Source organism: Rhodovibrio salinarum DSM 9154 (genome assembly GCF_000515255.1).
Lineage (GTDB): Bacteria > Pseudomonadota > Alphaproteobacteria > Kiloniellales > Rhodovibrionaceae > Rhodovibrio > Rhodovibrio salinarum.
Map to the genome: position 1 here is coordinate 1,951,711 of NZ_KI911559.1, position 22,580 is coordinate 1,974,290.

The following is a 22,580-nucleotide window of genomic DNA, read 5'->3' on the forward strand; positions in this document are numbered from 1 at the left end:
GGGTTTGTGGGTTGACGGCGCGGCGCGCATCCTGAGGCATAAGGGTGCGCGCCCGTTTGCTTTGTGTCCCCAGCCAAGGCCGGTTCTGTGATACGCACCGGCAGTTCGCGCGGCGTTCCGCTACGCCCTGAACGCTGTCGTCTTCGCGCGCGGGTGGACAGCGCGGCGGGGCACTGGCTACATACCCGGCCAAGACGACGGTAGCTGCGCCGCCCCGTGCCACGGGGCCGGAAAATCGCGCGCGAGGTACGCGAAGGGGATCATGACCACCACCAACGAAATTCGCCGCAAGTTCCTGGACTACTTCGGTCGGCACGACCACGAGATCGTTCAGTCCGCGCCGCTGGTGCCGCGCAACGATCCGACGTTGCTGTTCACCAACGCCGGCATGGTTCCGTTCAAGAACGTCTTCACCGGCCAGGAACACCGTGGCTACTCGCGCGCGGTTTCCTCGCAGAAGTGCGTGCGCGCCGGCGGTAAGCACAATGATCTGGAGAACGTTGGCTACACCGCCCGACATCACACCTTCTTCGAGATGCTGGGCAACTTCTCGTTCGGCGATTATTTCAAGGAGCGCGCGATCGAGCTCGCCTGGCTGCTGGTCACCCAGGAGCTGGGTCTGCCCAAGGAGAAGCTGATCGCGACCGTCTACGCCGATGACGAGGACGCCTATCAGCTTTGGCGCAAGATCGCTGGCCTGCCGGACGACCGGATCATCCGAATCGGCACCTCCGACAACTTCTGGTCGATGGGCGATACCGGTCCCTGCGGCCCCTGTTCCGAGATTTTCTTCGACCATGGCCCGGACCTGCCGGGCGGCCCGCCCGGCAGCCCGGACGAGGATGGCGATCGGTTCATCGAGATCTGGAACCTGGTGTTCATGCAGTACGACCAGCCCGAGCCGGGCCAGAAGGTCGATCTGCCGCGCCCGTCGATCGACACCGGCATGGGCCTGGAGCGCATTGCCGCCGTGCTGCAGGGCAAGCACGATAACTACGACATCGACCTGCTGCGCTGCCTGATCGAGAACTCGGCCGAGCTGTCCGGCGTCGATCCGGACGGCGAGTTCCGCGCCTCCCACAAGGTGATCGCCGACCACCTGCGCGCCACCACCTTCCTGATGGCCGATGGTGTGCTGCCGTCCAACGAGGGCCGCGGCTACGTGCTGCGCCGGATCATGCGCCGGGCGATGCGCCACGTGCACAAGCTGGGCGTGCGTGAACCGATGATCTACAAGATGGTGCCCGAACTGACCCAACTGATGGGCGAGCACTTCCCGGAGATCCGCCGGGCCGAGGCGCTGGTCACCGAGACCCTGAAGATGGAGGAAGGGCGCTTCCAGGAGACGCTCGACCGCGGCCTGCGCCTGCTGGAGGACGAGACGGCGAAGCTCGGCCAAGGTGGGACCCTGCCGGGCGACGTCGCCTTCAAACTCTATGATACCTACGGCTTCCCGCTCGACCTGACCCGGGACATCCTGCGCGGCGAGGAGCTGGGCCTGGACGAGCAGGGCTTCGAGGCTGCGATGGAAGAGCAGCGCCGTAAGGCCCGGGCCGCCTGGGCAGGCTCCGGTGAGCAGGCGGATGAAAAGGTCTGGTTCGCCATTCGCGATCACTTCGGCGCGACCGAGTTTCTGGGCTACGACACCGATGCGGCCGAAGGTGCGATCCTGACCCTGGTCAAGGACGGTCGGCAGGTGGACCAGATCGCCGAGGGCCAGCAGGGCTTCCTGATCGTCAACCAGACGCCGTTCTATGGCGAGTCCGGCGGCCAGGTCGGCGATACCGGCATGGTCACCACCGAAGGCGGCGCCAGGGCCCGGGTTACCGATACCCAGAAGAAGGTCGGCGACCTGCATGTCCACGCGGTCGAGGTCGAGCACGGCACGCTGAAGGCTGACGAGCCGGCACACCTGGCGATCGACGGCGCGCGGCGCACGCGCCTGCGCGCGCACCACTCCGTCACCCACCTGCTGCACGAAGCCCTGCGCCGGCGCCTGGGCGAGCATGTGATGCAGAAGGGCTCGCTGGTCGCGCCCGACCGGCTGCGGTTCGACGTTTCCCAGCCCAAACCGATCCAGGAAGACGATCTGCAGGCCGTCGAGGCCGAGGTGAACGCCCGGATCCGGGGTGATACGCCGGTGGAGACCCGCTTCATGGGCAAGGACGAGGCCATGGAGGCGGGCGCTATGGCGCTGTTCGGCGAGAAGTACGGCGAAGAGGTCCGTGTGATCTCCATGGGCGGTTTCGACGAGGGCGCCAACAAGCCCTATTCGATCGAGCTGTGCGGCGGTACGCACGTGGCGCGCACGGGCGAAATCGGCTTTTTCAAGATCCTCCGCGAGGAAGGTCCAGGCGCTGGCGTGCGCCGGATCGAGGCGGTCGCCCACGATGCCGCCGAACGCTTCGTGCGCGCGCAGGAGCAGCAGATCAAGACAGCGGCCAGTCACCTGCGCACCACGCCTGGCGAGCTGACCAACCGGATCGATCAGTTGCTGGAGGAGCGTAAGCGCCTGGAACGCGAGCTGGCGGAGACACGCAAGAAGCTCGCCACTGGCGGCTCCGGCGGCCCGGCCGTTGAGACCCGCGAGGTCGGCGGCATCAAGTTCGCCTGCCAGGTCGTTGCCGACGTGCCCCCGGGCGAGCTCAAGGGCATGGCCGACGCGTTGAAGAAGCAACTCGGCTCGGGCGTTGCGGCCGTGGCGACGGCCTATGATGGCAAGGCCTCGCTCGTGGTCGGTGTGACCAGTGATCTGACCGGCACCGTTTCCGCCGTTGACTTGGTGCGCGCGGGTTCGGCCGCGCTGGGCGGCAAGGGCGGTGGCGGCCGTCCCGACATGGCCCAGGCGGGTGGCCCGGATCCCGACGCCGGTCAGCAGGCGATGGAGGCGATCGAGAACGTGCTGAAGGAGACGGTGGCGGCGTAACCCCGCTAGCTGTCTCCTGATCCCGTCCGCTACCCCTCTGGCGGTGGTACAGCCTCGGCGAGCAGCGGGTCGTCGGCTTGGTCGCGGGCCTGTTCGACCAGCCAATCGACCATCGTGCGCACCCGTGGCTGTGGTGCCATCGCCGGGGTGGTGACCGCGTAGTAGCTGTAGCGTGTGCGTGTCACGGGGCCGAACGGACGCACCAAACGGGCGCTTTCAAGGTCTTCGCGGACCAGCGACAGACGGGCGAGCGCCACGCCCTGTCCGGCCGTCGCGGCCTGCAGTACCAGTCCCGCATCGGAATAGTGTCGGGCCGGCGAGGCGGGGCGCGCGATTCCGGCGGCCCGGCACCAGACCGCCCAGCCGGGGTCCTCTGGCGTATCGTCGACCTTGTCGTGTAGCAGCACGTGGCCCCGCAGATCGCCCGGCGTGCGCAACGGCGGCTCGGCTTCTGTCAGAACAGGCGCACAGACCGGGAAGATCGCTTCGTCCATCAGGTGGGTTGCGACCAGGCCTTGCGCTTCCACCCGGTCGCGCGTCGTGAACCGCAGGGCCAGATGGAAATCCTCCCGATACAGGTCGACCGGCCGGTCACCCGCCGACAGCAGGACGTCGAGCGCGGGATGTTGGGCGTGAAAGTCGGGCAGGCGCGGCAACAGCCAGCGCGAGGTCAGGGATTGTAGCGCGGAGATATGGACCGGTCCTTGGCGTGTCCGGTCGGCGACCGCCGCAGTGCTGGCCGCGATTCGGTCCAGACCATCACGCAGCCCCGGGAGATAGGCCTGTCCTGCCTCGGTTAGCGTGATCCGGCGATTGCCCCGATGGAACAAGGCCACGCCCAGCCAATCCTCCAGCGCGCGCACCTGATGGCTGACGGCGGTTTGCGTCACCGCAAGTTCGTCGGCGGCGCGCGTGAACGACAGGTGCCGTGCGGCGGCCTCGAACGCCTTGGCGGCGTTGAGTGGGGGTAGGCGGCGTGCCATCAGCTGGCCTCCGGAACCGCATGAGTTTCATTCATGCGGTCCGGAGATATCGTCGTTTGTGGACATATGCAATTGCGCCGATCTTCTCCTCAGAGCAGCGGACACGCGGTCCGGGCCAACATGAGGAGAGTTGTCATGACTTGCGGCCAACTGGACGCCGAGCGCGGACGGTCTGGGATCGCTTATGCGCCATGGGGCCCGCGCGGCGTCTGGATGACGTTGCGGTGCTGGCGCCGGCGCGCGGCCGAACGTCGGCAGCTGGCGGCGATGCCGTGGGAGCGGTGGGATGACATCTCGGCCGATCCCGATGCCATCCGGCGCGAGATCGCCAAGCCGTTCTGGCGGGCGTGAGCGAAGAAAAAAAGCCCCGATGACGTGGTCATCGGGGCTTGGACATGCCGTGCTGTCTGGTGCCGGCGCCGTTACGCGTCGGCCGCCACCGTGGCCTTCTGCAGATGGTCTGGATCGTCGACCGCACCGGACTGACGGCCGGCAGGGGCCTTCTTGAGCGCGTCGACGGCGTCCATGCCGTCCAGCACTTCGCCCCAGACGGTGTAGGAGCCGGTCAGGAAATCGCAATCCGCCAGACAGATGAAGAACTGGCTGTCGGCCGAGTTCGGATCCTGCGTACGGGCCATGCCGCAGGTGCCGCGCTTGAACGGCTCCTTCGAGAACTCGCCCTTGAGCTTTTGGCCGGACCCGCCGGTCCCGGTGCCCTTGGGGTCGCCGCCCTGGGCCATGAAGCCCTCCATCACCCGGTGGAAGGGCGTGCCGTCGTAGAAGCCCTGACGGACCAGTTCCTTGATCCGCGTGACGTGGCTGGGCGCCAGGTCCGGACGCAGACGGATGGTCACGCGCCCGGCCGGCAGGTCGAAGTACAGGGTGTTCTCGGAATCGTCGGTCATGGCGTTCACGCGTGGCCCAGGGCCTGCTTGAGGTTGGCGTCGACCGCATCGAAGAATTCGGCGGTGGTGAGCCAGGTCTGGTTCTCGCCGACCAGCAAGGCCAGATCCTTGGTCATCTTGCCCTGCTCGACCGTCTCGACGCAGACCTTTTCCAGCGTCTCGGCGAAGGTGACGACCTCCGGCGTCTCGTCCAGCTCGCCACGGAACTTAAGCCCACGGCTCCAGGCGAAGATCGAGGCGATCGGGTTGGTCGAGGTCTCCTTGCCCTGCTGATGCATCCGGTAGTGCCGGGTCACCGTGCCGTGGGCGGCTTCCGCCTCGATCGTCTTGCCGTCGGCGGTCATCAGGACGGAGGTCATCAGGCCGAGCGAGCCGTAGCCCTGCGCCACGGTGTCGGACTGCACATCGCCGTCGTAGTTCTTGCAGGCCCAGATGTAGCCACCGGACCACTTCAGCGAGGCGGCGACCATGTCGTCGATCAGCCGGTGCTCGTAGGTGATGCCCAGACGGTCGAACTCGGCCTTGAACTCGTTGTCGAACACCTCCTGGAAGATGTCCTTGAAGCGGCCGTCGTAGGTCTTGAGGATCGTGTTCTTGGTCGAGAGGTAGACCGGCCAACCGCGCTGCACGCCGAACTGGAAGCAGGCGCGGGCGAAGTCGCGGATCGACTCGTCCAGGTTGTACATGCCCATGGCGATGCCGGGACCCTTGAAGTCCTGCACCTCGTAGGTCACGGGCTCGCCACCGTCCTCGGGCGTGTAGGTCATCGTGACCTTGCCCGGGCCCGGCACCTTGAAGTCGGTTGCGCGGTACTGGTCGCCATGGGCGTGACGGCCGATCACCACCGGCTGCGTCCACCCCGGCACCAGGCGCGGCACGTTCTGGCAGATGATCGGCTCGCGAAACACGGTGCCGCCCAGGATGTTACGGATCGTGCCGTTGGGCGAGCGCCACATCTTCTTCAGCCCGAACTCCTCGACGCGCGCCTCGTCCGGTGTGATCGTGGCGCACTTGACGCCGACGCCATGCTCCTTGATCGCCTTGGCGGCGTCGACCGTGACCTGGTCGTCGGTCTCGTCGCGGTGCGTGACCGACAGGTCGTAGTACTTCAGGTCGATATCGAGGTAGGGGAGGATCAGGCGTTGCTTGATCCAATCCCAGATAATCCGGGTCATTTCGTCGCCGTCGAGTTCGACGACCGGGTTGGCGACCTTGATCTTCGCCATTTCTGCCTCCCCTTGGGCGCGGTCTGAAACGTCGGATGCCGAGGCTGCGTGCGCGTATTCTCGCGCCCCGGCCGGTCTGGTGCGCCGGACAATAAGCAGGCCGCTTGTGCGGTGCAAGAACCGGGCGCGGCACCTGGTCGCGGGGTTGGCGCTTCAGGTCCAGTCTGGCCGGTCGGGTCGGGTCGGCTCCGGATGGTTGGCGATCGCGGCAAACAGCCCGTCGATGTCGGGAACGACCTCGAACAGCTCGACATGATTGGGCCGTAGGAAGCCCATCGCCTGCTGGTGCGCGAACAGGTCGAACAGCGGTTGCCAGAAGCCGTCGTGATCGATCAGGACAACCGGCTTGTCGTGCAGGCCAAGCTGTTTCCAGGTCAGGATCTCGATCGTTTCGTCCAGCGTGCCGATGCCCCCCGGCAGGCTGCAGAATGCGTCTGACCGCTCGAACATCGCCTGCTTGCGCTGGTGCATGTTGTCGACCACGACGAGTTCGCTGTCAGCCTGCTCGCCGACCTCCCGGCTCATCAGATGGTGCGGGATGATCCCGGTCACCGCGCCGCCCGCTTCCACCGCCGCTTCGGCGACCTGACCCATCAGGCCCACCGTGCCACCGCCATAGACCACACCCACGCCACGTTCGGCGCAACGCCGGCCCAGTTCCTGGGCGATCGTGGTGTAAGCCTGCGCGGCTCCCGGGCTGGAGCCGCAGTAGACGCAGAGGGTGTCGAGTTTGGCCATGGACGTTGCGCTTTCGTGGGCTGGCGATGGGAGGCCGGGAATTGCCTGTCTGCCTTGTCCAACAGGGCGGCCATTCGGTCAATCGCATCGACCGTGTATCTGCAGGGCAGGGTGCGCGTTCAGGTCGTGGTTCGGGTTAAAACATTTCGGGAACGTTGCGCATTTCCTTGGCAAAGGCTAACAATGACGGGCGTGTGGGGGCACGCGACTGGGGGATCGAAAGTATGACGGCATGTCCGGACGATTTGTAGCCGGGGCCGGGGGACTTATTCTGGCCGCAGCCATCGGAGTTTTCGTGGCGCAGCGCGCTGGCTGGTTCGATACGCCCGAATTCACGGGCATACTGCCGGATGCCGGGCCGTCTGGCACCTTGGCACCCAAGGATCAGTCCGCTGAGCAGACTCCGCAATCCGAAACGGAGTCGGAGGCGATCTCGCAGCGTGGCACGGCGATGCCGAGCGAGACACCGCCCAAGACGCGGCCATCGCCGGCGCGTCAGCCCGATGCGCCGACATCCACTGCGCCGACATCCACTGCCATAACCGACGGTGGACAGGAGACCGGCCGGGCGACGTCGGCCTCCACCCCCGATCCGCAAGACACCTCCGCGCGAGCCAGCCGGACGGGCGGCAGCCACAGTGCTGCCATGCCCGAGGATAACGACGCTGGCCCGGAAACCGGTCCGACGCCGACCACGCGTCAGCACTCACGCGTGCGCGATGCCGATTCCGGCATGCAGGTGACCGTGCCCGTGCGCGACGAGGAAGCCAGGGCGCCCGACGCCCAGGTCACCCGGGCGGAGCCGCCTCAGGTGCCGAGCTTCGATATCGTGCGCGTCGAGCGCAGCGGCGAGGCCGTGATTGCCGGGCGTGCGGCGCCGGGCAGTCGGGTTACCGTACTGCGAGACGGGCAGACGGTTGCACGATCAGAGGCGAATACGCGTGGCGAGTTCGTCGCCATTCCGCATCGTCCCCTCCCGTCCGGTCAGCTCCAGTTGACCCTGCGCGCTGAGGGGCCGGAGAGCAACGAGACCCGTGAGTCCGAGCGCGTGGTCGTGATCGATATTCCGCGTGGACCCGGCGGCAACGCGTCCGAACGGGCCGGTCAGGGTCGGGAGTCTCCCACGCAGGCGTCCGGCCAACGCGATGGCGACGGCAGTGCGCGCGTCGCTACGCAGCCGTCGCAAGACGGCTTGCAGCGTACCCGCGACCCCTCAACCGCTCAGGCGATGCGCTCCATGGCTGCCACGCCTGATGCTCATGGAGATACGGACAACGGCCCGGGTACGCGCGGCGATGCGCCGATCGCCGTCCTGGTTCCGCGCGCCGGTCCGGGCGCGGTAGAGCTGTTGCAGCGTCCTGCCGGCGAGACCGGTTTGGAAGACCGCCAACTGGTGCTTGATGCCGTGCAGTACACGGTTGATGGCGGCATCACGATCCGTGGCCAAGCTCCGGCGGGGGCATTGGTCGTCGCCTATCTGAACGCCACCGAACTGGCGCGTACACGGGCTTCTGCCGATGGCGACTGGACGATGACGCCGGATGCCGAGGTCTCGCCCGGTTTGCACACCCTGCGCATCGACCAACTGGGGCCAGAGGGTCGAGTCCAGGCCAGCATCTCCACGCCGTTCGCCAACCAGCCGATGGTCGACGAGTTGGAAGAAGACGACAGCATGGTGGTGATCCAGCCGGGCGATAACCTCTGGACGATCGCGCGGCGGATCTATGGTCAGGGTTGGGAATACACGTTGATCTACCGGGCCAACCGCGATCAGATCGGCAACCCGGACCTGATCTATCCTGGCCAGGTGTTCGTCGTGCCGGAAGCGACGGAATGAAGCCCCGTCGGCGGAAACCGGGGTGGTTCAGTTGCGCGCTGGTTTCTGGCGCGGGCGCAGGGCACCCACAGCATCCAGCAAGTCAAGGTAGGGGCGCAACTCGACCAGCAGGACGCCGACGGTCGCCACCACCGTCACTGGGGTGCGGGGACGGGGAACCTGCGCTGTAAAGGTGATGCGGATTCGTCCGTCCGTTTCCAGACTGAAGCTGCCACTGGCCGGTTGGGCCAGCTTCAGGATGTCCTGGGTGGCTTTCCGGCCCGCGATCGTCTCCGCGGAGTAGGGCAGAACGCCGACCACGGCTTTGATCGTGAGCGGCGCATCGAGGTCGCCTGGCAGTTGCGCCTGAAAGGGCACACCGCGGTAGGAGAATTCGAAAGCGACCGGGCAGGTGCTGGGGTATGCGACGGCGACCTCGCCGGCGGGTGACACCGTCAGATGGCCGACTTCGTATTTACCCTCCGGCGGTACATTGAACGTGTTGAAGACGGTCTGTCCGCCTGCCTTCGCGTTCGAAGTCGCGCTGCTGGATGCTGGCGATGTGTCGATGTACTCGTGATCCCGCGCCACTTGATCCACCGCTGGGCCCCTTCATGATCTGGGACAGTCCGTCCCGGACGCCATTCGACGGCAAACGGCTTAAGAACCGGTTACCGGTTGCCTGCGCGCCGGCGAAAGTCGATAGAACTGTCAGAAGGAGCGATACGCGTATGCTGGACGCCTACATGCGTCGGCGGATCGATCCTGCGCTGGATCGCGTCGGTGCGCGGCTTGCCGCCATTGGCGTACGGGCGGACGCGGTGACGTTGGTGGGGTTCGCGGTCGGCCTGCTGGCGGTCCCGCTGGCGGCGATGGGCTGGCACTTGGCAGCTTTGATCGCCCTGCTGGCGAATCGGCTGGCGGACGGGTTGGACGGCGCGGTTGCCCGGCATGACCGCCTGACCGATCTGGGCGGCTATCTGGACATTGTCTGCGACTTCCTGATCTACGCCGGCCTTCCGGTCGGTTTCGCGCTGTTCGATCCAACGGCGAACGCGCTTGCGGCGGCCGTCTTGTTGTTTTCCTTCATGGGCACGGGCAGTTCGTTCCTGACCTACGCGATTATCGCGGCCAAGCGCGGCGAGACGACGGAAATCCGGGGCAGGAAGTCGCTGTATTACCTGGGCGGCCTGACCGAGGGGACGGAGACGTTCGCCTTCCTCGCGGCGATTTGCGTGTTTCCGCAGGCCTTCGTGCCGCTGGCGTACGTCTTCGCGGCGGCCTGCTGGGTCACCACGGTCTCGCGCATCCTGGCGGCCGTCCGGGCGTTTGGCGAGCGGGCGGGAAGCTAGGGAGTATTGCGCGGCGTCGGGCGAGTGGTGACATACAAGCCGACGCAGCTCAGGATCGTGCCAAGAGCGAGCAGGACATACCCACCTGCGCCGCCGGACCAGGCGAGAGCGAACGAGCCGGCCATCGCGGCTACGGCCAGGATCTTGGCGCGTGTGGGGATCGCCCCTTCGACCTGCCAGGCCTGGATGTAGCGACCAAAGCGCGGATGGGTGTGCAGCCAGTGCCGCAGCGCGGGCGAAGAGCGGGCATAGGCCCAAGCGGCGAGCAACAGCAGCGGGGTGGTTGGCAGCAGCGGCACGAACGCGCCCACCACGCCGAGCCCGACCGCGCAGTGGCCAAATGCGAGCCATAACCAGCGCGTCGCTGGCGCGGCCAGTTGGTGATCCTTGTCCTCGCGCACGCTCATGCGGATCGAACCGTGTTCAGAAGAAAGCGCCCTATCAGAAATGGCAATCGCGGTGCGCCATGACCAGGGGGCGGGGAAGGATAACATGGTCGGGGTAAACGAACGGTTGGCGGTCAAAAGCCTAGACCGGCGGCCTTTGTCGGTGCGCGAGCAGCGAGCCGGCCCAGGCCAGATAGGCCAGGGCTGCGAGTATCATCCCGGTTTCCAGCCAGTTGGAGCGATCGTCGCGCCGGGCGGCCTCGGCCCGTGTGGCGCGGTCGCGGAAGCTGGGCAGCACGGGGTCGAGGGTTTCCGTCGTGTCGTTGGCCGCGGCAAGCGTCTCCGCTTCCCGCAGCGGCACCGGCCGTCCCTGGATGCCGACCGTGCTGGCCGGGCCGCCATGGACGGGGCCTGTCGTCGCTTCCTGGAGCGCGGGGCCGGCCAGCACCAGTTGCATCGATAGCGTGTCGATCGGGCCATCGCTTCCGGGGACCGCAGAGGCCGGCAGCCGCTGGGCGTTCAGAAAGAAAGGCGGGGCGATCACCCACTGGCTCAGGTCTGCTGCCTGGATATCGTTGTTGGCCGGGGTGCCGAGCGCCTCCCGCGCACCTTCGTCCAGCAGCAACAGAGCGGCGTCCAACTCGCCCGCGCGCAGGGCCGAGATCAGTTGGCCAGAGGTCATCCGTTGGGCTGGTTGGTTGCTGGCCAGCGCCAGGATGCGCGCCGCGACCTTGCCGCCAGCGGTCCAGCCGGGCTGTGTCCCGACGCGCTGGGTCAGGGGGTTACGCTCCGGAGCTTCGCGCCCGGCGCGCGTCAGGAGCAAGAATGGCTGGCGGCCGACGGCGGTGATCGCTTCCAGTCGCGGGTCGCGCCCGCCATAGGCGCCGCGCCAGCTTAGCTGGAAGAAGTCGCTGGTGTGCACGATGGCAAGTTCGGCGGTACCGTCGGCAAGCGCGGCGGCCGGATCGTTGCGCGTGACCATCTGCACCGGACGCTCGGGAAACGCGCGGCGCACAGTCAAGAGTGCCGCACCTCCCAAGTCGCCGAGTTCCGCTCCGCCCCGGACCGCGACCGTCATGTCGGGTCGGCGCACGCTGGGGCCGGTCGCGTCCAGCACGCCCAGGTCGACCAGCAAGCGGCTGGCGAGCGGGCCCGCCTCCCGGCCCTGCAACACCTGCTCGCGCAGCAGTGGCTGCACCGTCTCGTCGGTGACCCGGCCAAACAACGGCTTGAGGGCTTCTTCTATGAACGCCTGCCGAGCGGTCGCGGCCGGGCCCAGTACGACGGCTGCTTGATAGCGGGGATAAAAATCCAGCGGATCGCTCAGGGCAGTCATGCTCGTCTGCCGCACGAAAGGCGCGCGCGTGACCGCAACGTCGACCTCGTCGGATAAAAGCTTGGCGACCCGCTCGGACGGCGCTTGCAGCTCCGCGACCTGCTCGGGCGTGATTTCGAGGCCGTAGCGCCTGGCGAGCGCGAACAAGCCGTCGCCCGGCTGACGCATGTACCCAGGCGGGACAGCGAACCGTGGGCGCTCCAGCTCACTCAGGTCCGCGATCGTCGCGACGGCCTGCGTTTCGGCCTGGGCACTGCGCATCAGCAGGCGATAGGGCGCATCGAAGCCAAAGGCCGGCGTGGCGGCGAGCCCGGCGTCTTCGAGTGCGCGTTGGACCGCCGGGAGACGGCCGTCGCTTACCGGCTCGCCAGCGAAGAAGGCTCGCGCGGTGCCGGAATACTCTGGCAGCAGGTCGATGTCGCCGGCCTGCAGCTGCCGGCCACAGGCCAGCGGGGTGGAGCAGGCGGTCAGCACCGTCCGGGCGCCAGCATGCTTGAGGGTTTGGGCGACGAGTTCGGCCATCAGCGCGCTGTCCGGCTGCCCCTCAAGATAGCCGATGCGGAAGCTGGGCCGTTGGGCGCAGCCGGCAAGCAGGGTCGCAGCCAGCAATATCCCGACCAGGACGCGCAGCATCGCATTCGCCTTCATTGCCATGACCGTGCCCGCTCCCGTTCGGCCAGGTAGCGGGCCTCGTCGAACTTCAGGGCGCGCAGCAAGGCAACCATCTGCAACACCATCACCGCAGCGAACGGGATCGCCCCAAGAACGGAGAGGCTACGCACCGCCTGTATGTCGCCGGCGAGGATCATCGCCGCGCCCAGCAGAGCCAGCACCAGCCCCCAGGCGACCTTGCTGCGCCGGTCCGGGTTGGCGACGTGACTGGACAGCATGCCAAGGACGAAGGCAGCCGAGACCACGCTGGTCACCAGGAAGACGAACGCCAGCACCATCGCGGTGGCGTTCAGGACGCCGGGAAAAGGCACACGCTCCAGCAGCGTGAACAGCGCGATCGAGACATCGTAACGCACCATCTCCACAACCCCGCCCAGGCCGTAGAGTTCCTCGTACAGACCGAACCCACCGAACACGGCGAACCACAGGACCGAGAAGACGGTCGGGACCAGGATCACCCCGGCGATGAACTCGCGGATCGTCCGCCCGCGGCTGATCCGGGCGATGAACACACCGACGAAGGGCGACCAGGAAATCCACCAGAAGAAGTAGGTGAGCGTCCAGCCCTGGAACCAGCCGGCGGCTTCCTGGCGTTCGAAGGTGAACAGCTGGAACGACAGACTGACCAGTTCGGTCAGATAGTCGCCGGCGGTGGTGACGAAGCCGCGCATCAGGAACGCGGTGGGCCCCGCCAGCAGCAGGAACAGCATCAGCGCGATGGCGAGCGCCATATTGGCGTTGGACAGCCACTTCACGCCTTTATCGAGCGGCATCACCAGCGGCAGGGCGTAACAGACCACGAGCATCAGGAGCAGCGCGCCGGAGATCCACAGCGCTTCGGGGTCCGTCTCGACGAGCACGAACAGGCCGCGCTGTAGCTGGAACACACCCATTGCGATCGAGCCCGCCACCCCCAGGGCGATCGCAACGATCGCGGTGATGTTGGCGGCTTCGGCGGCGGCCGGCACCCAGCGCCCGGGCAGTTCCGCGCGCAACCCGGCGCCCGGCATGAAACTGCCGCCGCGCTTGAATGCGAAATAGGCGAGGGCGAGCGCGGTCATGCCGTAGATCGCCCAAGCGTGGAAGCCCCAGTGGAACAGCGTGACCGCAAGCGCGTGGCGCGCCGCCTCCCGGCTGCCAGGGGTGTAGCCGGGCGCGCCGTCGAAGTGCAGCACCGGTTCGGCGACGCCCCAGAACAGCAGGCCCACGCCCATGCCGGCGGCGAACAGCATGGACAGCCACGACGGTGTCGAGAACTCCGGGGACTCGTCACTGCGCCCCAGTCGGACACGCCCGTGCCGGCCGAGCGCCAGCCAAGCGGCCAGCACCAGCAACCCGGTCACCCATAGCATGTAGAGCCAGTCCAGCGCGTCGAACGCCGCGCCCGTCACTTGGCCGGCCCAGGCCGCGAGCCCCGCGGGGTCGGCGATGCCCCAGATCGCCACCCCCGCGCACAGCGGCAGCGAGATCAACAGCGCGCGCATGCGCGTCAGCCAGGTTCGCAATCCTGTAAGCATGTTGTTGGATATTTCCTGCCCGCCTCGCCCAAGCGGAGCGCCCTGCGAGGGACGCGCCGATGCAATCCGCGCCTGAACTGCCTGAAAGTAAGCGGGCATACAAGCGAATGAGCGCCTCCTGACCCTGCTTGGCGGACGGGTCATGACGCCGCTGAGCCAGGAAGCGCCGGCTGATTGGGCCGACCCTCGGGGAATCGACGGGGCATAGCCTTGCCGCATGTGGACCGGGTAGCCAGGATGCCCGCAGCTTTCTCACAGACGTGGTGTCTCTCACTCCATGGCCTCTCAGCCCGCCGTTCTGATCACCGGCTGCTCCTCCGGCATCGGCCACGCCAGCGCGCGCCTGTTGCATGCGCGCGGCTGGCAGGTGGTCGCGAGCTGCCGCAAGCAGGCCGACGTCGACCGGCTGCGCGGGGAAGGGCTGGCGAGCGTGCGCCTGGATTACGAGGAAGCGTCCAGCATCACGAGCGGCTTCGAGGCCGCCCTGGAGATTACGGGCGGGCGGCTCGATGCTCTGTTCAACAACGGCGCCTACGCCATTCCGGGCTGCGTGGAGGATCTGCCGACCGACGGTCTGCGGCAGATCTTCGAGGCCAACCTGTTCGGCTGGCACGAGCTGACGCGGCGCGCAATCCCGGTGATGCGCGCGCAGGGGTATGGACGGATCGTGCAGAACTCCAGCGTGCTGGGGCTGATCGCGCTCAAGTACCGCGGCGCCTACAACGCCACCAAGTTTGCCCTGGAAGGGCTGAGTGACACGCTACGGCTCGAACTGGCCGGCACCGGGATTCAAGTGTCGACCATCGAGCCGGGCCCGATCGCGACCCGCTTCCGGCGGAACGCCAAGCCGCAGTTCGAACGCTGGATCGATTGGGAAAATGCGCCGAACAGAGCGCTTTACGAGCAACGGATGATTCCGCGCCTGAACGCGGAGGACGGCGAGAGCCAGCCCTTCGAGCTGCCGCCCGAAGCGGTGGCGCGTAAGCTCGTTCACGCGCTCGAAGCCCGTCGGGCGAAGCCGCGCTACTATGTCACCACGCCGACCTACGCGCTCGGCGGGCTCAAGCGACTGCTGTCGACCCGGTGGCTCGATCGGGTCGCGGCCGCGGCGTCGAACTAGTCACGAAGTCGCACTCCGGCGGTGCGACAACGGCCGGGCGCGATACACCCGACCGTTTCGCAATCATCTGGCCGCGACGACCTTACAGGTCCATCGCCTGACCCGGCGTTGCGATCGTCACCTCGCCACGGGTGACCTTCTTCTTGAAGTCCTCCGGGTCGCCGGTCAGCAGTTCCATCGTGCCCCAGTGGATCGGCACGATCGTCTCCAGGTTCAGGAACTCGTTGCACGCCAGCGCGGCCGTATCCGGGCCCATGGTGAAACGGTCGCCCATCGGGATCAGGCCGATCTTCGGCTCGTGGATGCGCTGGATCAGCGCCATGTCCGAGAACACTTCGGTGTCGCCGGCATGGTACAGGGTCTTCTCGCCCGGCGCCTTGATGATCATGCCAGCGGGATCGCCCATCGTGACCGGCTTGCCCGCTTCCATGAAGGCGCTGGAATGCTGGGCGTTGACCATGGTGAAGGTCAGACCGTCGTTGGTCACGCTGCCGCCGATGTTCATCGGCTCCACCTTCTCGTGACCCTTGCTGCCATAGTACATGGCGATCTCGTACATGGTCACGAGCGTCGGGTTGAACTTCTCCAGCACCGCGTCGCTGTCGCCGAGGTGATCCTCGTGGCCATGGGTCAGGACCAGGAAGTCGACCCGGTCGAGGCTGTCCAAGAAGCCTTCGGGCGCTCTCGGGTTACCAGTCAGGAACGGATCGATCAGCACGCTCTTGCCGGCGATCTCCGCGTGGAATGCCGAATGGCCGAGCCAAGTCAGTTTCATGGCGGCTATCTCCCTTCTGGCTTGCGCAAGGAGGTTAGGGTATGTCGAAACGGCCAGGAGGCACGAAGTTAGCATGCGCCCGTGACCGGTTAACCTTTCGCCCATGCTTGTAAGTGCACCCTGCCTGACAGACAACGGGGGTGGTTGTGTGAGAGACGTGTGTCGGCGGATGCCGCCGCGCGCGTATCCGGCCTGCTGTGGCATGTGGGGGCGCAGCAGGCACTTAAGACCTTGGAGGCCTTGGGCCGTGTCGATCCGATCCCGCGCGTGTACGTATGTCCTCGTGTTCGCCTTGATGGGCGTTCTGGTCCCGTCTGTTTCCGCACAGGCGCTCCGGGACGTGCCGTTGCCACCCGATCTGGCCGGCGCGGCCTTGGATGCGGCGGGCGACGACGACCTGGCGACGGCCCGCCGGCTCGCCAACCGGGCGTCCGATGGCGCGTTGCTGGATAAGCTGGTGCGCTGGCGCTGGTTGACCGCGCCGGGCAGCCATCCGCCGTTCGCCGCGCTGCAGGAGTTCCTGCAGAAGAATCCGGATTGGCCACGGCGCCGGACGCTTGTGCGCAAGGCGGAGAACACGCTGCCGGCGTGGTGGAAACCGGATGAGCGGGTTGCCTGGTACAACGCGCATCCGCCCAGAACCGCACGGGCCAAGGTCGACCGGCTACTCGAACTCGCTGAGCTGGGAGCGAGCGAGCAGTTGGCGGGCGATCTGCGGACGCTGTGGCGCACCCAACCGTTGCGCGCCTATGAGGAACAGCGGCTGCAAGAGCGCTTGGGCGAGCTGATCGCCCGCGCCGATGAAGTGGCGCGCATGACCAACATGATGGATGCACGCGCGTTCGATGTGGCTGACCGGGCGGCGGAACGCCTGGGCGGCGCCTATCCCAAGCTGGTGACCGCGCGGCGCAAGCTGGCCCAACGCGCGGCCGGCGTGGATGCGGCCATTCGCGCCTTGCCGGAATCGCTGCGCGGCCGGCCCGGGCTGCTGTACGACCGGGCCTGGTGGCGGCTGCGTGCCGGGGACCTGGACGGTACGGTCGAGCTTTTGGATCAGCTCGAGGACGAACCCAAGCCTGAGCGCTGGTGGCGGATTCGCCACTGGGTGGCGCGCGACCTGATGGAAGATGGCCGGACGGCAAAGGCCTACGAGATCGCCGCCAACCACGGCCTGAGTGAAGGCATCGGCTTCGCCGAGGGGGAATGGCTGGCTGGTTGGCTGGCGCTGACCCGGATGGACCGACCGGAAGATGCGTTCGAGCACTTCGTGCGGCTGCATGACGGGGTGTCCACCCCGATCAGCCGCGCCCGCGGCGCCTACTGGGCCGGCCGTGCGGCGGAAACCCTGGGCCGCGCCGACACCGCGCGGGGATGGTATGCCGTGGCCGGGCAACATTGGACGACCTATTACGGCCAGCTCGCGCGGGGTCGGCTGGGCAGCACGGTGGTCCCGCCGCACGCCCTGTCGGACGCCCGTGCCCTGCAGGCCGATGCGCCGGATGATCCGGATCTGGCCGAGGCTGCCCGGTTGTTGGCCCGCCATGGCCAAGACCGCCTGGCGGACTCGTTCCTCTACACCTTGGCCGCGCGTGCCGAGCAACCGGGGCAGGCGCGTGCGGTCGCCGATCTGGCCTGGTCACTCGACCGACCCCAGGTGGCCTTATGGCTTGGTCGCCAAGCACGCGGCGATGGGCAGGTGCTGGCGGACATCCTGTTCCCGCGCCATCCCCTGCTAACGGAACGCAAGCATACCGCCCTGTTGCACGCGATCGGCCGTCAGGAAAGCGGCTTCGATCCGCAGGCTCGCAGCCGTGTCGGGGCTCGTGGGTTGCTGCAGTTGATGCCCGCGACCGCCGAGCGGACCGCGCGGTCGGCTGGTCTGCCGGTCAGCACCACGGCGCTGACGGATGATCCCGCCTATAACGCCACGCTGGGCGCCCTGCACATCGATGACCTGATCGCGCGTTTCGATGGCTCCCGCCTGCTTGCGATCGCGGCGTATAACGCGGGCGCTGCGCGGATAGAGGAATGGATCGACCGGTTCGGCGACCCGCGCCGCGAGAGCGTCGATGTCGTCAACTGGATCGAACAGATCCCGTTCGGCGAGACCCGGAACTACGTCCAGCGGGTGATCGAAGGCTATAACGTCTATCGCCAGGACCTGGGCGATGAACCGCATCTGCCGGGCCGGCTCGCGCGCGCGGATACCGGTTGACCCAACCTGATTCACGCGGGAGCGCTCCGCGGAGCGCTGACGCTATCGCCAAGTTTGGTGGATGATGAGGGCGCTCAGCCTGCGATCCTTTGCGGCACCGGGTGGCTGTCCGCGTTGAAGCGGGTCAGGCCGGTGTCGCACAGCTTCAGGTCCGGGATCACCGGCAGCGCCAGGAAGGCGAGGGTCATCGTCGGGTCGGTGACCGACAGGCCCATCCGCGCGGTCGCGGCGATCAGGGCATCCTGCCGGTCGGCGACCTCTTCCCAGGGGCGGTCCGACATCAGACCGGCGACCGGCAAAGGCTGTTCGGCGACGACTTCGCCTCTCTGAACCAGCACGAACCCACCACCGAGTTCCTTCACCCGGTTGACCGCCCGGGCCAGTTGCTGATCGTCGCTGCCGGCGGCGATCACGTTGTGGTCGTCGTGCGCCAGCGTGCTGGCGATGGCCCCGTCTTTGAGCCCGAAGCCGCGCACGAAGCCGACGGCGATGTTGCCGGTCTTGCCGTGACGTTCGACGACCACGAGTTTTGCGATGTCCTGCCGTGGATCGGCCAGCAGGTTGCCGTCCGCACCGACGGACAGATCGGCCGTCTCATACTCGGTCACGATCTGACCCGGCACGATCCGGATCACCGGGACCGTGCGTCCGCTGGCCGGCTTGGCGAAGTCGTCGGGCGCGAGTTGGTCCCGTCCCTTGAAGCGGACGGTGCCGTAAGCGCCGTACTCTTGCGGATCGATGCGCGGCCGCTCGGCAAGCCGGGCGGCATCGACTGGCCGACCGTCCTTCAGCACCGTTGCGGCGCGGCAGTCTTCGAGATCGTCCAGCAATACGAGATCGGCCAGCATTCCCGGTTCGACCGCGCCGCGGTCGCGCAGGCCGAAGTTCTCGGCCCCCCACAGGGTCGCCATCTGATAGATGCGCAGCACGTGCGCATCCCGGTTCGGCCCATGCTGGCTCGGATCGTAGAGCGCGATCGCTTGGCGGATGATGTGGTCGAGCTCGCCCTCGGCACGGACCTCGTTGGGGTGCCGGTCGTCGGTGCAGAAAGCGAGGCGGCCGGCGTTCTCGGGGCGGATCAGGCCGACCAGCGCTTCCAGGTTCTGCGCGGCCGTGCCTTCCCGGATCAGCAGGTTGAAGCCGTGCTTGAGCTTGGCCGCCCCCTCGGCATGGCTGACGCTCTCGTGGTCGTCGAGCAGGCCCAGCTTGCGGAAATGACCCAGCTTGTCGCTTTCCGCGATCAGCGGCAGGTGGCCGCCGACGTAGCGGTCGCGGAACAACTCCAGCTTCTCAAGCACCACCGGGTCGTCGCCCAGCATGCCGCCGATATCCATCATCTCGGCAAGGCCGATCACCTCCGGCATATCCATGTAAGGGGCCAGATCGCGTGCCCGCAGCACCGCGCCCGACGTGCCGAGGTCGGTCGCCGGCACGCAGGACGACAGCCCGATCTTCATGTCGAGCACCATCGTTCGGGCGTGGTCGAGGAAGAAGTCGAACGCCCGCTGGCCCAGCACGTTGGCCATCTCGTGCGGATCGCAGACGATCGTCGTGGTGCCGCGCGGCAGCACCATGCGCTCGTATTCCTGCGGGGTGACGAGCGAACTTTCGACGTGCAGGTGGGTGTTGATGAAGCCGGGCGAGAGAACTTGGCCGCGGGCGTCCAGCGTTTCCCGCGCGTCCGGCCCGTCGCCCGGTGCGTGCAGGTCCGCGATCCGGTCGCCACAGATGCTGACATCGGCCTCGACCAGTTGTCCGGCGCGCGTATCGATCACGCGCCCACCCGTGATCAGCAGGTCGGCGGTTTGGTTGCCCTGGCGGTCGTTCACTCGGGTCCTCGTGGCTCGATCTGAATGTATTTGGGAAAGGCTAGCCTGCGTCGCCGCTTGCGGCTACCCACCGGTCCCGGTCGCGGTGCCTTGCACGGGTGCGGGCGCGTCGGCATGCTCCCGGCCCATGGATTGGAACCGGCTCGAACGACAGGTGCTTTCTGGCACGCGGCTCTTGACCCTGGTGGCGGTGGTCAGCTCGTTCGCGGGAGCCCTATTGATGACCTTCCTGGGGCTGGTCAATACGTTGGAGGCCTTCCACATCCAACTGGGCGGTGTCGATACGGAGTTGCCGGGCGAGGAAGCGACCATCGTTCTGTTGATCGGCGCGCTCGACCGCTTTCTGATCGGGATCGTTCTGCTGTTCTTCGGCTACGGCATCTACACCCTGTTTGTACGTCCCGACAGCACGCCGAGCGATCTGGGATTGCCGCGTTGGCTGCACGTCGAGCGGATCGGCCAGTTGAAGCAGACGCTGGCCGAGGTGATCATCGTTGTCCTGTTCGTGCTGTTCCTGCGGGTGGCGCTGGAGACTTTCGTCGCCTCCGATCCCGACCTGAACTGGCTGGATGCGGCCAAATTCCTATTGTTGCCGCTGGCGATCCTGTTGCTGGCCTGGGCGCTCAAGCTGGCCGAGCTGCATCCCAAGCACGGCAATGACAGCACCCCGCCGCGTAAGAGCGTCCGGCCCGAACGCCCGCATCAGAAGTCGGCGGAGGATTAGGCGCCCGCGACTCCAAGGGGGCAAAAAGCCGCTTGATTGTGTGAACAGGTGCATTCCTGACATGTTTTCAACCAGCGCGTTGTTGCGCCGCATTGACCTCTTTGGCGAGGCGGCCTAGGCGGGCCGGGCCTGTCTTTTGCGCGCGCCGTGGGGGCGGTGCTGCGCACCAAGCCGCCATAATCACACACTCTTCGAGAGGTTCGCGATGGAAGCGCTTTCCGAGCTGCTAGATACGATCAGCGATTTCGTCTGGGGTCCGGTTATGCTGGTGCTACTCCTAGGCACCGGACTCTATCTTACTGTCGGTCTACGTTTGTTGCCGCAGCGCAAGCTCGGTTACGGTCTGCGCACCGCGCTCAAGGGGCGCAGTGCCGGGGCCACGGACGAAGGCGAAATCACTGCGTTCCAGGCGCTCACCACGGCGCTGTCGGCGACCATCGGGACCGGCAACATCGCCGGTGTGGCCACGGCGATCTATATGGGCGGTCCGGGGGCCGTGTTCTGGATGTGGCTGACCGCGCTGGTCGGGATGGCGACCAAGTATGCCGAGGCGGTGCTCGCCGTACGTTACCGCGAGGTGGACGCCGACGGACGTTTCGTCGGTGGGCCGATGTATTACATCAAAAACGGTCTTGGCGCGGGATGGGGCTGGCTTGGTGCGGTCTTCGCCCTGTTCGCCGCCATCGCCGCGTTCGGTATCGGCAATACGGTGCAGTCGAACTCGGTCGCCCGTGCCTTGGAGCGCACACTGGACGTATCCTACCTTACCACCGGCATTGTGCTTGCCGTGCTCACCTTCCTGGTGATCATCGGCGGGGTGAAGCGGATCGCGCGTGTCGCGGAGACGATGGTGCCCCTGATGGCGGTGCTCTATGTCGCCGGCGCGCTGGTGATCCTCGCCGCCAATGCTCCGCAGGTGCCGGGCGCGCTCGGTATGATCTTCCAGGATGCCTTCTCGGGTACGGCGGCAGCCGGCGGCTTCACTGGCGCGGGAATCCTGGCGGCGATCCGCTTCGGCGTCGCCCGCGGCATTTTCTCCAACGAAGCCGGCTTGGGCAGCGCGCCGATCGCCCACGCCGCCGCGAAGACCAGCGACCCGGTGCGTCAGGGCTCGGTCGCGATGCTGGGGACCTTCATCGACACCATCGTGGTCTGCACGATGACCGCCCTGGTGATCATCACGACCGGCGCCTGGACCAGCGGCGAGACGGGCGCGGAGCTGTCGACGCTGGCGTTCAACACCGGCCTGCCGGGCGGCGAATGGATCGTCTCGATCGGACTGGTGGTGTTCGCCTTCACCACCATCCTGGCATGGAGCTACTACGGCGAACGCGCGGCTGAGTACCTGCTGGGCACCAAGGTTGTGATGCCTTTCCGGGGGCTCTGGGTGCTGGCGCTCGTGGGTGGTGCGGTTGGCGACCTGGGTGTGATCTGGACGGTCGCTGACATCATGAATGCGCTGATGGCAATTCCGAACCTGATCGCGCTGGTTGCTCTTTCGGGCACAGTGTTCGCGGTCTCCCGGGCGTACTTCCGGAAGACCGAGTAGCGGGGCCGGTACGCAATGGCGCGCTGGCCGATAGCCGGTCGGCGCGCCGTTGCGCCTCAGCGGCCTCGCTGGGTGGCGCGGACCAGCTGTTCCAGCTTGTCCAGGAAACGTGACCGGTCGGACTTGCTGAACGGGGCGGGACCGCCGGTGACCGCGCCGGTTTCGCGCAAATCGGCCATCAGGTTACGGTTGGCAACCGCCATGCCGATGCCGGCCTGGGTGAACGGCTCGCCGCTCGGTTTGATCGCCTTGGCGTTGACATCCAGGCAGCGCGCGGCCAGCCGGATGTCGTTGGTGACGCAGATGTCGCCTGCGTCGATGTGTTCCGCGATCCAGTTGTCCGCCGCGTCCTCGCCGCTGGCGACGTAGACCATCTCAACCAGCACATCGCGTTCCGGGCGGACGCCGCCGTCGGAGACGATGTAGGTTTTGAGTTTGTGCCGCCGCGCGACCCGCAGCGTTTCCTCTTTTACCGGACAGGCGTCGGCGTCGATGTAAATCTCTGTCATTC

19 protein-coding genes are annotated in these 22,580 nt (G+C 66.9%); 8 read left to right on the forward strand and 11 right to left on the reverse strand.

Annotation, left to right across the window (positions count from 1 at the left end; all coding sequences use genetic code 11):
- Nucleotides 1–262: 262 nt before the first annotated feature.
- Complete coding sequence (gene alaS / locus RHOSA_RS0109065) at nt 263–2,926, forward strand: alanine--tRNA ligase (protein ID WP_027288417.1); 2,664 nt, start codon at nt 263–265, stop codon at nt 2,924–2,926.
- Nucleotides 2,927–2,955: 29 nt separating this feature from the next.
- Here the strand turns inward: alaS and gcvA are convergent, their stop codons facing one another.
- Complete coding sequence (gcvA, locus tag RHOSA_RS0109070) at nt 2,956–3,909, reverse strand: transcriptional regulator GcvA (RefSeq protein ID WP_027288418.1); 954 nt, start codon at nt 3,907–3,909, stop codon at nt 2,956–2,958.
- Nucleotides 3,910–4,044: 135 nt separating this feature from the next.
- Here gcvA and RHOSA_RS21520 point away from each other — a divergent pair, with 135 nt between their 5' ends.
- Nucleotides 4,045–4,260 (forward strand): DUF1127 domain-containing protein, encoded by a 216-nt coding sequence (locus RHOSA_RS21520; protein WP_037255981.1) that lies wholly within the window; start codon nt 4,045–4,047, stop codon nt 4,258–4,260.
- Nucleotides 4,261–4,331: 71 nt separating this feature from the next.
- Here RHOSA_RS21520 and RHOSA_RS0109080 read toward each other — a convergent pair whose 3' ends face one another.
- The 3 genes from RHOSA_RS0109080 to RHOSA_RS0109090 form a co-directional block, all read right to left on the reverse strand.
- Entirely contained in the window at nt 4,332–4,814 is a 483-nt protein-coding gene (locus RHOSA_RS0109080; RefSeq protein ID WP_027288419.1) for a peptidylprolyl isomerase, read from the reverse strand.
- A 5-nt stretch (nt 4,815–4,819) separates the two neighbouring features.
- A complete protein-coding gene (locus RHOSA_RS0109085) occupies nt 4,820–6,040 on the reverse strand; it encodes an NADP-dependent isocitrate dehydrogenase (RefSeq protein WP_027288420.1) in 1,221 nt (406 codons plus the stop codon).
- Nucleotides 6,041–6,193: 153 nt separating this feature from the next.
- Entirely contained in the window at nt 6,194–6,778 is a 585-nt protein-coding gene (locus RHOSA_RS0109090; protein ID WP_027288421.1) for an LOG family protein, read from the reverse strand.
- Nucleotides 6,779–7,073: 295 nt separating this feature from the next.
- Between RHOSA_RS0109090 and RHOSA_RS24165 the strand changes: the two genes are divergently transcribed.
- The gene (locus RHOSA_RS24165) at nt 7,074–8,615 is read left to right on the forward strand and encodes a LysM peptidoglycan-binding domain-containing protein (protein ID WP_051431984.1); all 1,542 of its coding nucleotides are present in this window, start codon (nt 7,074–7,076) and stop codon (nt 8,613–8,615) included.
- Between the two features lie 27 nt (nt 8,616–8,642).
- Here RHOSA_RS24165 and RHOSA_RS0109100 read toward each other — a convergent pair whose 3' ends face one another.
- On the reverse strand, nt 8,643–9,194 hold the full coding sequence (locus RHOSA_RS0109100) for a hypothetical protein (RefSeq protein ID WP_027288422.1): 552 nt from the start codon (nt 9,192–9,194) through the stop codon (nt 8,643–8,645).
- Nucleotides 9,195–9,325: 131 nt separating this feature from the next.
- Between RHOSA_RS0109100 and RHOSA_RS0109105 the strand changes: the two genes are divergently transcribed.
- On the forward strand, nt 9,326–9,946 hold the full coding sequence (locus tag RHOSA_RS0109105) for a CDP-alcohol phosphatidyltransferase family protein (protein ID WP_027288423.1): 621 nt from the start codon (nt 9,326–9,328) through the stop codon (nt 9,944–9,946).
- Here the strand turns inward: RHOSA_RS0109105 and RHOSA_RS0109110 are convergent.
- From RHOSA_RS0109110 to RHOSA_RS0109120, 3 genes are all read right to left on the reverse strand, one after another.
- Nucleotides 9,943–10,353: a YbaN family protein gene (locus RHOSA_RS0109110; RefSeq protein WP_081728603.1), complete on the reverse strand. Its 411-nt coding sequence runs from the start codon at nt 10,351–10,353 to the stop codon at nt 9,943–9,945. The genes RHOSA_RS0109105 and RHOSA_RS0109110 overlap by 4 nt on opposite strands.
- A 121-nt stretch (nt 10,354–10,474) precedes the next feature.
- On the reverse strand, nt 10,475–12,322 hold the full coding sequence (locus RHOSA_RS0109115) for a glycine betaine ABC transporter substrate-binding protein (protein ID WP_081728604.1): 1,848 nt from the start codon (nt 12,320–12,322) through the stop codon (nt 10,475–10,477).
- Entirely contained in the window at nt 12,313–13,857 is a 1,545-nt protein-coding gene (locus RHOSA_RS0109120; protein ID WP_200372060.1) for a BCCT family transporter, read from the reverse strand. Before RHOSA_RS0109120 ends, RHOSA_RS0109115 begins: the two co-directional genes overlap by 10 nt.
- A gap of 277 nt (nt 13,858–14,134) precedes the next feature.
- On the opposite strand from RHOSA_RS0109120, the gene RHOSA_RS0109125 reads away from it, so the two are divergent.
- Nucleotides 14,135–14,977: an SDR family NAD(P)-dependent oxidoreductase gene (locus tag RHOSA_RS0109125; RefSeq protein WP_027288427.1), complete on the forward strand. Its 843-nt coding sequence runs from the start codon at nt 14,135–14,137 to the stop codon at nt 14,975–14,977.
- A gap of 82 nt (nt 14,978–15,059) precedes the next feature.
- Here the strand turns inward: RHOSA_RS0109125 and RHOSA_RS0109130 are convergent, their stop codons facing one another.
- Entirely contained in the window at nt 15,060–15,752 is a 693-nt protein-coding gene (locus RHOSA_RS0109130; RefSeq protein ID WP_027288428.1) for a metal-dependent hydrolase, read from the reverse strand.
- Nucleotides 15,753–15,999: 247 nt separating this feature from the next.
- On the opposite strand from RHOSA_RS0109130, the gene RHOSA_RS21530 reads away from it, so the two are divergent.
- Nucleotides 16,000–17,967, forward strand: coding sequence for a lytic transglycosylase domain-containing protein (locus RHOSA_RS21530; RefSeq protein ID WP_156092632.1), 1,968 nt, complete (start codon nt 16,000–16,002; stop codon nt 17,965–17,967).
- A gap of 74 nt (nt 17,968–18,041) precedes the next feature.
- On the opposite strand, the gene ade is transcribed toward RHOSA_RS21530, so the two are convergent.
- Nucleotides 18,042–19,796 carry an adenine deaminase gene (ade, locus tag RHOSA_RS21535; protein WP_051431986.1) on the reverse strand — a complete coding sequence of 585 codons (1,755 nt, stop codon included), beginning with the start codon at nt 19,794–19,796 and terminating at the stop codon, nt 18,042–18,044.
- A gap of 127 nt (nt 19,797–19,923) precedes the next feature.
- On the opposite strand from ade, the gene RHOSA_RS24170 reads away from it, so the two are divergent.
- Together RHOSA_RS24170 and RHOSA_RS0109150 are read left to right on the forward strand one after the other, a co-directional pair.
- Nucleotides 19,924–20,520, forward strand: coding sequence for a YqhA family protein (locus tag RHOSA_RS24170; RefSeq protein WP_051431987.1), 597 nt, complete (start codon nt 19,924–19,926; stop codon nt 20,518–20,520).
- 205 nt (nt 20,521–20,725) lie between these two features.
- Nucleotides 20,726–22,069, forward strand: a complete 1,344-nt coding sequence (locus tag RHOSA_RS0109150; RefSeq protein ID WP_027288429.1) for an alanine/glycine:cation symporter family protein — start codon at nt 20,726–20,728, stop codon at nt 22,067–22,069.
- A gap of 56 nt (nt 22,070–22,125) precedes the next feature.
- Here the strand turns inward: RHOSA_RS0109150 and RHOSA_RS0109155 are convergent, their stop codons facing one another.
- A complete protein-coding gene (locus RHOSA_RS0109155; RefSeq protein WP_027288430.1) occupies nt 22,126–22,578 on the reverse strand; it encodes a YaiI/YqxD family protein in 453 nt (150 codons plus the stop codon).
- Between the last annotated feature and the right edge of the window lie 2 nt (nt 22,579–22,580).